Source organism: Longimicrobium sp. (assembly GCA_036377595.1).
Lineage (GTDB): Bacteria > Gemmatimonadota > Gemmatimonadetes > Longimicrobiales > Longimicrobiaceae > Longimicrobium.
Map to the genome: position 1 here is coordinate 97,937 of DASUYB010000026.1, position 10,993 is coordinate 108,929.

Consider the following 10,993-nt stretch of genomic DNA (forward strand, 5'->3'; position numbering starts at 1 on the left):
CAGGAGATGAGAAGCGCCCCGGTCCAGCTCGGACCGGGGCACCTGGATATTTGACCTGGCGGGGATGGCGATTAGAGCCGCGTGAGCTCGTAGATCTCCGTCTCCGCGGCGCCGGATGCGTTCGCGACCGTGCGGGAAAAGGCGAACCCGAGCTTCTCGAGCACCCGCACCGAGCCGGCGTTCCCCGGCGACACCAGCGCGATCGCGCGCGTGAGGCCCAGCGTGCGCCGTCCGTGCTCCAGCACCGCCGACGCGGCCTCGACGGCGTAGCCCTTCCCCCAGAACTCGGGGAGAAATGCGTATCCCACGTCCACGTCGTCGTACTGCTCGCGCTTGAGCAGGCCGCACATCCCGATGCGCTCGCCCGTTTCCTTCAGCATCACGGCGTTCAGCCCGTGACCGTGCCGCGCGTAGCTGGCGATGGGCCCGTTCTCCAGGTAGCGCACCGCGTCGTCCACGCTGCGCACGCCGCGGTCGCCGATGTTCTGCAGGAACGACGGCTCGTTCAGCAGCCGCAGCACGAACTCCGCGTCGTCCGCGATGAAGTGCCTCAGCCGCAGCCGCTCGGTCTCGACGACGATCATCCAACCGCCCGAATGTCGAAGCGCATACTCTTCGCCAAACGATCAGGGTCGCGTTTCATCTTCAGGGCCCGCTCGACTCGATGCTCCTGCATCGCGGTGTTGTGCTTGAATCCGAGATTCTCATACCAGCGGACGACGTCCAACCGCGCGTCGAGGATTACGTACCGACAGCCAACGATTTCACCGAGAAGTTGGGCCAGCACGATTGCGTCGGCAACGATCCGTCGCCCGAGCCTTCTCGACTGGAAGGACTCGTCCACTCCAACCTGCGCAATCTTCACCGCACCGATGGTCTCGTAGCGAACTCGCACCCCGCGTTCGCGGCGGGAGAGCAGCAGGGAATCCATGCAGACAGTCACGAACCCCGCCAGTATTCCGTGCACATAGTACAGGTAGGTAACGGAGATTCCCTCCTCTTGATCCTCCCACGCGCGCCCGTACAGGAAGAGGTTCTGGTCCTGGTGGCCGCAGTCAAAACCGGTATCGGGAGGGCCGTCCAGCCTTCGAACGGCGACGTCGTCCAACGATATCGCGTCGATCGACATGGCTATGCGAGAGTGAAGGGCGATAAACAAACCGGGCGGCCCTCGGAGGAGAACCGCCCGGGTCGATGATACGAACCGATTGCTATTTCTTTACCGTCGTGGCGCTTTCCGCTGCGAGCCTCTTCCGTAGTGCAGCCATGGCCCGAACATGTTCGAACATCTCGCGACGCTCTGGCGTGTCCTCCGGTGGCCGCGCCATCTCTTCGTAAATCTTGCGCGAGTCTTTCAGCGAGAGGGCACGCGCGCGCTTCGAGCTCATGAGTTCTCCCGGCGGAGCGTGATCAGCGGTTTGCGAGCTTAACACTCGGATGATGAGCCCGGTTCGTCAAGCCCTTTCTTCACTCGTCCATGCACTTCTAAGTGCTAGGCGTCCGGCCACTTAGGGACAGCGAGAGTACACTTCTGCCGCTGGTGCGCAGACGCATTCTCCGCACCGACGTTTCGGGTTCTCGCGTCGTGGGCCATGGAAAATCGGACCGCTCTCGCGCTTATCAGGCCGCCGCGGGCGTGGTCGCGTTCACCTCGACCTGCACGTCGATGCCCTGCAGCACGCTCTGGCCGACGATGCAGAAGTCTTCGAACAGGCCGGCGCAGCGGGCGATCCGCGCCGCGTCCTCGTCGGCCAGCGCGGGCTCCAGGCGCACGCGGATGCCGCCGATGCGCATGCGGCCGCGCTCGTTGCGCACGATGGTGGCGTCCACGTGCGTCTCCATCCCCTCCACCTCGACGTGCGCCTTGCGCATGCAGAACAGCAGGCTGGCGGAGAGGCAGTTTCCCACCGCCGCGGCCAGCAGCCGCGACGCCGACGGGCCGGCACCCTCGCCCAGCGGCGCGGGCTCGTCCAGCAGCAGCGCGGGCACGCCCGGCAGGTGGAAGTCGGCCTCGAACGCGTAACCGCCGCGCAGGCTCAGGTCCACGCTCACGCTCTCCTCGCTCATCGTCGTCATCCCCTCGCGCAGTGTCGATAGTCGTCCCACCGACGCAAGCTTGCGGACGGACGGGCGGCGACGCTGTGGGGGGATGACGGATCGCGTGAGGGGCGATTCCGCCGCCGGGTGAAAGACTACGGCAGTCGCGCGGTCCCGCAGCGCTCGGGAACGGGTACGGGCTGCCCGTCCCGCGTGGTCAGCTGGAAGCGCGCCTCCTGCACGTCGCGCGAGCTGCCGCCGGTCATCACGCGGAAACCGCCGGGCTCGGCCACGCGCCGCATCCGCGCGTCGTAGAAGGAGAGGTCGTCCATCCCCAGCCTGAAGCGCACCACCGTCGACTGGCGCGGCTCCAGCCGGACGCGGCGGAAGCGGCGCTGGTCGATGTACTTCGAGGTGTAGTGGTTGTCCTCTGCCGGCGGCCGGGATAGCTCAGCGCGAAGCCGAAGGGAAACTGCGGAGTCAAGGGGTGAAGAAATCGGCATTGGGGCGACTTCGATCTCGTCCTCGATTCCCCAATCAGCAGCGGATTCGATGGGACAACATACACGCGGTGAAGCGACGCGGCAGAACCCGCGCTGAGGTCTCCGCGCCTCCGCGTCTCCGCGTGAATATGAGACCCAGGTCACTCTCCTCCACGCAGATGCAGAGAGGGCGCCGGGAAGCTTCCCGACGCCCTTTCGACGTGAAACCAGCGGGATCCGTCCGCGCGCTACTGGTTCGGCCGCGGGAGCGCCGTCGGCGGCAGCATGTTGTTCAGGCGCATGTAGTTGGCGATCTGGCTGTAGTGGTCTGCCATGTCCACCACGTGGCCCAGCACCATCCCCGCGCGCGTCACCTGCCGCGACTGGCCGCGGAACGTCATGGTGACCTGGTCGGCCAGCTTCGCGTCGTCGAGCTGCGCGAACGCGTTCTCGCAGAAGGTGAACGAAGCCCTGAGCTGCGCCATCAGCTTCTCCTTGGGCCAGGTGGCCTTCACGGAGTCGGCGGTCGTGGTCTCCTCCTCCGCCCGCGTCCCCTTCATGTCGCCGAACGCATCGCAGAAGATGTAGTTGTCGTTCGCCAGGTGCTGCGCGATGTAGCCGACGGAGAGCTGCGCGGGCGTCGGCTTGTAGCTGTACAGCCGCTCGGGGATCGAGTCGAACGCCTGGGCCAGGTTCCGCTGCAGGGCCATGGTCCGCCCGCGGAACACCGTGGTGATCGGGTTCGCCGGCGGGCCGGACGGCTGCTGGGCGGGGGGCGCCGACCGCGCCGCGCAGCCCGCGAGGCTCGCCGGCAGCGCCAGCGCGAGGAGCACCAACGACGTGGTCTTCATACATCCTCCCGCGAGGGTGGTTTGGGGGACAGGTGGTGAATACAGTCGGTGCCGCGGCCGATTTCCGCAACGGTGCCGAACCGGCCCGCGGCGTGCCTCCACGTCGGCCTCACCGGAGAGCGACGAGAGTCGTGCACGGACGCGAGCTTCCATCCACCTTCCGGCGACCTTCTCTCCACGGAATCCTTCGCGCGGAGGCAGCCAGACAGCCCTGTTGCAACACTATTGCAAACTGCTACCAACATACGTATCATCGCCGTTCAAGTGCGTGGCCGGAACACCTTCATCCCGCACCCCGTTCGTTTCTCCCGTCCTTCCCGCTTCCCCCTCGGACGCCGCGCCCGTATCCACCGGCGGCCTCCCCATCCATCCTTCAATACGAGAGGACCCGTCCACCATGGCGAGGCGCATTCTCAGTCATCAGCCCTTTCGCCCCTTCGAGAAGGGCGAGCGCCGCTACGACGTGGCGGTGATCGGCGGCGGCATCTCGGGCGTGTACACGGCGTGGCGGCTGAAGGAGAGCGATCCGGAGCTGAAGGTGGCCGTGTTCGAATACGGCAACCGCATCGGCGGGCGCCTGTACAGCTACCCGATGCCGGGGATGCCGCACATCAAGGCCGAGCTGGGCGGGATGCGCTGGCTGCTGTCGCACAAGATCGTGGTGGGGCTGATCGACCACCTGAAGCTGGCCACGCGCGAGTTCCCGATGGGGAAGGACGGCGGCGCCAACAACCTGATGTACCTGCGCCGCCGCCAGCTGCGGGTGAAGGAGCTGAACGACCCGGACAAGGTTCCCTACCTGATGAACCCCGACGAGCAGGGGATGAACCCCGACCAGCTGCAGGCCTGGGTGATGAACTCGCTGCTCCCCTTCAACAGCGAGCTGAGCGCCGAGGACTGGTGGACGGTGCCCGTGCTGAACGGCACGCCGCTGTACCAGCTCGGCTTCTGGAACCTGCTCTACAAGGTGCTGAGCAGCGAGGCGTACCAGTACATGAACGACGCCAGCGGCTACTACACCAACGTGGCCAACTCCACGGCGCCGCTCTCCCTTCCCATCACCGAGTACGACCCCAACAACAAGTACTACACGCTCGACGAGGGATACGAGGAGCTGCCGCGGGTCGTGGCCGAGCGCTTCCGCCAGCTGGGCGGCGAGATCCACATGAACCACCGGCTCGATTCGTTCGGCCGGCGCCCCTCCGATGGGCTGTACGCCCTCTGCTTCGCCCGCACCGAGACCGACGCCGCGGGGCGCACCCGCGACGTGGCGCGCCCCGACGCCTTCTCCGACGATCCCGACGCGGAGGCGGCGGACGCGGCGGAGGAGCACGAGACGCACATCGACGCCGACCGCGTGGTGCTGGCGCTGCCGCGGCGGTCGATCGAGCTGATCCGCTGGAACCGGCTGGAGCGCGACGCGGCACTCCGGCACGACCTGGAGGCGGTGATCAGCCAGGCGGCGTTCAAGATGTTCCTGGGCTATCCCTATCCCTGGTGGCGCTCGCTGGGGCTCGACGCGGGGCGGACCATCACCGACATGCCCATCCGCCAGACGTACTACTTCCAGACCGAGAGCGAGATGCCGGAGGGAGACCCGGAGAACCACAACTCGCTGCTGATGGTCAGCTACAACGACCTGGGAAGCGTGCCGTTCTGGAAGGCGCTGGAGGCCGGCGAGCCCTTCGAGGGCACGCCGGGGAGCCCGGCGAACGCCTTCGTGCAGGGCAACGCCGTCCCCGAGCACCGCTTCCAGATCAGCCGCGACATGGTGGAGGCCGCGCAGGAGCAGGTGCGCGAGGTGCACGGCCTGAAGTTCGTCCCCGAGCCGTACACCGCCGTCTACCACGACTGGAGCGAGGACCCCTACGGCGCCGGGTGGCACGCCTGGAAGGCGGGGGAGAAGTTCTGGGAGATCATGCCGCGGATGCGCGGGATCGAGGGCGAGAAGGTGCACGTCTGCGGCGAGGCGTACTCCATCGGCCAGGGGTGGGTCGAGGGCGCGCTGCAGACCGCCGAGCTGATGCTGAAGGAGCACTTCGGGCTGGGCCGCCCGTCGTTCATCCCCAGGGAGTACTACGACAAGGAGATGGGGCCGTGAGCGCCGCGACCACCACCGGCGGGTGCACCGTCGCCCGCTACCTGGCGCTGCGGCTGGCCGAGGTCGGCGCGGGGCACATCTTCGCCGTGCCGGGCGACTACGCCGGCGCCTTCCTGAGCACCATCGACAACGACGCGTCGATCGGCGTGACGCGCGTGGGCACCTGCAACGAGCTGGAGGCCGGCTACGCGGCCGACGCCTACGCGCGGCAGCGCGGCGCCGGCGCGGCGTGCGTCACCTTCGGCGTGGGCACCTTCAGCATCCTCAACGCGCTGGCCGGTTCGTACGTCGAGCAGGTGCCGGTGGTGCTCGTCAACGGCTCGCCCGCGTCGCAGTCGCGGACCACGGAGCGGCGCGAGGGCGTCCTCTTCCACCACTCCACCGGCACCCTCAGCGCAGACGAAGAGTCGGTGCGGAACGTGACCGTCGCGCGCGAGGTGGTGCGCGACCCGCTCACCGCGCCGGGGCAGATCGACCGCGCGCTGACGGCGATGCTGACGTGGAAGCGCCCCGTCTACATCGAGGTCTACGCCAACGTCTGGTCGCTCCCCTGCGCCGGGCCGGCCGGGAAGCTCGAGGCGGGCCCGCTCCCCACGCTGCAGGCCTCGCTCGACGCGGCGCTCGACGCCACGCTCGAGCACCTGTGGAAGGCCGAGCTGCCAGTGATCTGGGCGGGGCACGAGGTGCACCGCTTCGGGCTGCAGGACCTCCTCCTCGAGATCGTCCGCGAGACCGGCTTCCCCTTCGCCACCGACCTGCTGGGGAAGGGGCTGGTCCCCGAGAACACGCCGGGATTCGTGGGATGCTACGACGGCGCCTCGGCCAGCGAGAAGACCAAGCGCTTCGTGGAGAAGGCCGACTGGCTCCTCGGCCTGGGCAACCTGGTCACCGACGACTTCCTGCAGCTGGTGAAGGACAGCTACGGGACGATGTCGCTGGCGTGGAACAACTCCGTGCGCGTGGGCACCGCCGTGTGGGACTGCGCCCCCCTGCGCGACTTCATGGAAGGGCTCCTCCGCCGCCTGCGCGAGCGGAAGTACGGCGCCCCCGCCGATGCCGCGCCCGCGCTGGCCGCCGCCGGCGCGCCGTTGCTGATGGCCATGGCCGCGTCCGACGCGGCGGAGGCGGAGGACCCGCAGGTGACCTACGACCGCTTCTTCGCGCGGATGGAAAGCTGGGTCGACGAGGGGATGGTGCTGATGGCCGACACCAGCATCGTGCTCTACTCCGCGGCCGAGCTCCCCGTGAACCGGGCCGGCGGCTTCATCGCGCAGGCGGCGTGGAACTCGATCGGCTACACCACCGGCGCCTGCCTGGGCGTGGGCTTCGCGGAGGGCGACCGGCGCGCGGTGGTGTTCACCGGCGACGGCGGGTTCCAGATGGTGGCCCAGGCGCTCTCCGACGTGGTGCGCGCGAAGCACGGCGCCATCGTGTTCGTGTTCGACAACGCGCTGTACGGGATCGAGCAGGCGTTCGTGAACTACCGGTACTTCACCGAGGGCCAGCCCGCCGAGGCCTTCGACTTCCTGCACGCGTGGGACTACGCGCGCCTGGTGGACGTCTTCCGCGGCGGCTGGAGCGCCACCGTCACCACCATGGGCGAGCTGGAGGACGCGCTCGAGAAGGCGCGCGACAACGCCGGCTCGCTTTCCCTCATTACCCTGCGCATCCCGCAGAACGACATCACCCGCCAGATGCTGGAGCAGGCCGGCGCCTGATCTCCATCGCGGCGGACCGCCCGTAGACCGGGAGAAAAAAGAGCGAGGAGCCGCGCGGCTCCTCGCTCTTTTTCGGGTTCGTCGATCGCGGCACGATCCACGTCCCCGTGCATCCCAGGAACTGCCTTGTCTCACGCGGAGACACGGAGACGCGGGGAACTGCATGAGGTTTCTCCGCGTCTCCGCGGCTCCGCGTGAGGATCAAGAAGCGTCGTTCACGCAAATTCGAAGAGGGCGCGGGGATCTCTCCCAGCGCCCCCTCTCGACGCGTCTGCCTCGCGATCCGCGCGGGCGTCAGTGCACCGCGTTGATCATGTCGAACATGGGGAGGTACATGGCGACCACGATGCCGCCGATCACCACGCCCATCACCACGATCATGATCGGCTCGAGGATCGAGGTCAGCGCGCTCACCGCCGCGTCCACCTCGTCGTCGTAGAAGTCGGCGATCTTGGTCAGCATCTCGTCGAGGCCGCCGGTCTGCTCGCCCACGTTGATCATCTGCACCACCATCGGCGGGAACACGCCGCTCTCCTTCAGCGGCTCGGAGATGGTGGCACCCGCCGAGATGCTGGCGCGGCTCTTCATCACCGCGTCGTGCACCACGCGGTTGCCCGCCGTGCGCGCGGTGATCTGCAGCCCGTCGAGGATCGACACGCCGGAGGAGACCAGCGTGCCCAGCGTGCGGGTGAAGCGCGACACCGCGCTCTTGCGCAGCAGGTTGCCGAGGACGGGGAAGCGCAGCATCAGCCGGTCGAGCTGCAGCTTGCCGTTGTCGGTCTTGTAGTACTGCCGGATCCCGAACACCACCGCGATCCAGAAGAGCACCACCAGCCACATGTAGTGCTGCAGGAAGTTGCTGAGCGCCAGCACCACCCGCGTGGGCGCCGGCAGCTGCAGCCCCGCGCCGGTGAACATCCCCGCGAACACCGGCACCACCTTCCACAGCAGGATGGTGGTGCAGAGGATCACCACGATCAGCATCACCAGGGGGTACACCATGGCGCCCTTGATCTTGCGCGCCAGGGCGTCGTTCTTCTCCAGGAACACCGCCAGGCGCATCAGGATCACGTCCAGGATGCCGCCCGCCTCGCCGGCCGCCACCATGTTCACGTACAGCTCGGTGAACACCTTGGGGTGGCGCCGCAGCGCGTCGGCCAGCGTCTGCCCGGACTGGATGTCCTGCAGCACCTGGGCGATGATCTTCTTGAAGTTCTTGTTCTCCGTCTGCTCGGCCAGGATCGTCAGGCTCTGCACCAGCGGCAGGCCGGAGTTGATCATGGTGGAGAACTGGCGGGTGAAGATCACGACCTCGCGGGTCTTGATCCCCGTGCCGATCTGGAAGCTGATCTCCCGCGCCTTGGTGTTGACGGAGATCGGCCGCATGCGCTGGCGCACCAGCCACCCCACCACCTCCTCGCGGGTGGGGAGCTCGATCTCGCCGCTCTGGATCTCGCCGTTCAGGGCGCGGGCGCTGTACGCGAACGTGGGCATCGTTACCCCAGGGAACAGGGGACAGGGCACAGGGGACAGCGGGCGAGCCCATCACCCGCGTCCCATTCCGTCACCGCCGGGCGGAGATCCCTCCCCGCCGGGCGAACCATCACCGCGATCTCAAACGCACTTCCGCACTTTCGCACTTTCGCACTCAGGCGGGCACCGGCTCGCCCACCATCTGCAGGAACTCGTTGGGATCGCTGGAGCGCTTGAGCGCCTCCTCCAGCGCCACCTCGCGCTGCAGGTACAGCTCCTTCAGCGAGTCGTTCAGCGTCTGCATCCCGTGCTTCTTGCCGGCCTGCATGATCGAGTAGATCTGGTGCACCTTGTCGTCGCGGATGCAGGCGCGGATGGCGGGTGTGCACACCATCACCTCGGCCGCCATGGCCCGGCCGCGGCCGCGCGCCTTGGGAAGCAGCTGCTGCGTGACCACGCCCTCCAGCACGAACGCCAGCTGCGCGCGGATCTGCGGCTGCTGGTGCGCGGGGAACACGTCGATCACGCGGTTGATGGTCTCGGCCGCGCTGTTGGTGTGCAGCGTGGCCAGGCAGAGGTGGCCGGTCTCGGCGATGGTGAGCGCGGCCGAGACGGTCTCCAGGTCGCGCATCTCGCCCACCAGGATCACGTCGGGGTCCTGCCGCAGCGCGTACTTCAGCGCCCGCGCGAAGCTCTGCGTGTCGCTTCCCACCTCGCGCTGGTTGACCATGCACCCCTGGTGGCGGTGGATGAACTCGATCGGGTCCTCGATGGTGAGGATGTGGCCGCGCCGCTCCTTGTTGATCTTGTCGATGATCGCCGCGAGGGTCGTCGACTTCCCCGAGCCGGTGGGGCCGGTGACCAGGATCAGGCCGCGCGGCTTCTCGGCGAACTTCTGGATCACCGCCGGCAGGCGCAGCTCCTCGAACGTCTGGATCTTGAAGGGGATCTGCCGGATCGCGAGGGCGACGCAGCCGCGCTGGCGGTACACGTTGCCGCGGAAGCGCGCCAGGTTCTGGATGCCGAACGAGAAGTCCAGCTCGTCCTCGGTCTCGAAGCGCTTCTTCTGGTTCTCGGTGAGGATCGAGTAGGTCAGCTGCAGCGTGTCCTTGGGGGTGAGGACGTAGTCGGTCACGCTGTCGGTGATGTGCCCGTCCACGCGCACCTTGGGGCGCTCGCCGGCGGTGATGTGCAGGTCGCTGGCGCCGCGCTCGATCATCTCCTCCAGGAGCGAGCGCAGGTTCAGCGTCCGGGTCGCCTCGCGGGCGGTGGGGGCTTCGGCGGCGATGGTCATTCGTCAGGTCCTGCGGTTCAAGCGGAAACGGAGAAACGGTGGAGCGGCGGCCCGGTCACCCGGCCGCGGTCTCCTTGATCACTTCCTCGAGCGTGGTGATGCCCTTGCGCACCTTCACCATCCCGTCCATGCGCAGCGTCAGCATCCCCTCGGCCACGGCCTGCTGCTGCAGCTCGGCGGTGCTGGCGCCCTGCAGGATCATGCGGCGCAGCGTGGGGCTCATCGCCATCACCTCGTACAGGCCCTGGCGCCCCCGGTACCCGCTGCCGCCGCACTGGTCGCACCCCTTGCCGCGGTAGAAGGTGGTGTTGCGCATGTCGTCCTCGCTGATCCCGCCCACCTTCAGGTACTCGTCGGGATACTTCGCTTCTTCCTTGCAGTTGCTGCAGATGCGGCGGACCAGGCGCTGGGCGGTGATCAGGTTCACCGCCGAGGCGACGTTGAACGGCTCGATCCCCATGTCCACCATGCGGGTGATGGTGGAGGGCGCGTCGTTGGTGTGCAGCGTGGAGAGCACCAGGTGGCCGGTGAGCGCCGCCTTGATGCCGATGGACCCCGTTTCCAGGTCGCGGATCTCGCCGACCATGATGATGTTGGGGTCCTGGCGCAGGAACGCCCTGAGCGCCGCCGCGAAGGTCATCCCGACGTCCGTACGCACCTGCACCTGGTTGATGCCGTGCAGGTTGTACTCGACCGGGTCCTCCGCGGTCATGATGTTGACCTCGTGGGTGTTGATCTTCGACAGCGCGCTGTACAGCGTCGTCGTCTTCCCCGAGCCGGTGGGCCCGGTGACCAGCACCATCCCGTAGGGGTTCATGATCGCCTTCATGAAGTCGGCTTCGGCCTTGGCCTCCATGCCGAACTTCTCCAGGTCGAGCGTCAGGTTCCCCTTGTCGAGGATGCGGAGCACGATCTTCTCGCCGAACAGCGTCGGCAGCGTGCTCACGCGGAAGTCGATCACCCGCTTGCCGAAGCGCAGCTTGAGGCGGCCGTCCTGCGGCACCCGGCGCTCGGCGATGTTCAGGTCCGACAGGATC

11 protein-coding genes are annotated in these 10,993 nt (G+C 67.6%); 2 read left to right on the forward strand and 9 right to left on the reverse strand.

What is annotated here, in order from left to right; all coding sequences use genetic code 11:
- Positions 1-71 precede the first annotated feature (71 nt).
- From VF092_04635 to VF092_04660, 6 genes are all read right to left on the reverse strand, one after another.
- Positions 72-584 carry a GNAT family N-acetyltransferase gene (locus tag VF092_04635; protein ID HEX6746560.1) on the reverse strand — a complete coding sequence of 171 codons (513 nt, stop codon included), beginning with the start codon at positions 582-584 and terminating at the stop codon, positions 72-74.
- Entirely contained in the window at positions 581-1,129 is a 549-nt protein-coding gene (locus VF092_04640) for a GNAT family N-acetyltransferase (protein ID HEX6746561.1), read from the reverse strand. The genes VF092_04635 and VF092_04640 overlap by 4 nt, the downstream gene beginning before the upstream one ends.
- A gap of 82 nt (positions 1,130-1,211) precedes the next feature.
- Positions 1,212-1,388 (reverse strand): hypothetical protein, encoded by a 177-nt coding sequence (locus VF092_04645; GenBank protein ID HEX6746562.1) that lies wholly within the window; start codon positions 1,386-1,388, stop codon positions 1,212-1,214.
- Between the two features lie 232 nt (positions 1,389-1,620).
- Entirely contained in the window at positions 1,621-2,067 is a 447-nt protein-coding gene (locus VF092_04650; GenBank protein ID HEX6746563.1) for an OsmC family protein, read from the reverse strand.
- 125 nt (positions 2,068-2,192) lie between these two features.
- Positions 2,193-2,540 carry a fibronectin type III-like domain-contianing protein gene (locus VF092_04655; GenBank protein ID HEX6746564.1) on the reverse strand — a complete coding sequence of 116 codons (348 nt, stop codon included), beginning with the start codon at positions 2,538-2,540 and terminating at the stop codon, positions 2,193-2,195.
- A 227-nt stretch (positions 2,541-2,767) separates the two neighbouring features.
- Entirely contained in the window at positions 2,768-3,370 is a 603-nt protein-coding gene (locus VF092_04660) for a DinB family protein (GenBank protein ID HEX6746565.1), read from the reverse strand.
- A gap of 397 nt (positions 3,371-3,767) precedes the next feature.
- Between VF092_04660 and VF092_04665 the strand changes: the two genes are divergently transcribed.
- Both VF092_04665 and VF092_04670 read left to right on the forward strand, forming a co-directional pair.
- A complete protein-coding gene (locus VF092_04665; protein ID HEX6746566.1) occupies positions 3,768-5,471 on the forward strand; it encodes an FAD-dependent oxidoreductase in 1,704 nt (567 codons plus the stop codon).
- Positions 5,468-7,189, forward strand: a complete 1,722-nt coding sequence (locus VF092_04670; GenBank protein HEX6746567.1) for a thiamine pyrophosphate-binding protein — start codon at positions 5,468-5,470, stop codon at positions 7,187-7,189. Before VF092_04665 ends, VF092_04670 begins: the two co-directional genes overlap by 4 nt.
- Before the next feature lie 294 nt (positions 7,190-7,483).
- Here the strand turns inward: VF092_04670 and VF092_04675 are convergent, their stop codons facing one another.
- From VF092_04675 to VF092_04685, 3 genes are all read right to left on the reverse strand, one after another.
- Positions 7,484-8,683: a type II secretion system F family protein gene (locus VF092_04675; protein HEX6746568.1), complete on the reverse strand. Its 1,200-nt coding sequence runs from the start codon at positions 8,681-8,683 to the stop codon at positions 7,484-7,486.
- 154 nt (positions 8,684-8,837) lie between these two features.
- Positions 8,838-9,956 carry a type IV pilus twitching motility protein PilT gene (locus VF092_04680; protein HEX6746569.1) on the reverse strand — a complete coding sequence of 373 codons (1,119 nt, stop codon included), beginning with the start codon at positions 9,954-9,956 and terminating at the stop codon, positions 8,838-8,840.
- Between the two features lie 55 nt (positions 9,957-10,011).
- A partial coding sequence (locus VF092_04685) for an ATPase, T2SS/T4P/T4SS family (GenBank protein HEX6746570.1) occupies positions 10,012-10,993 on the reverse strand: 982 nt, incomplete at its 5' end.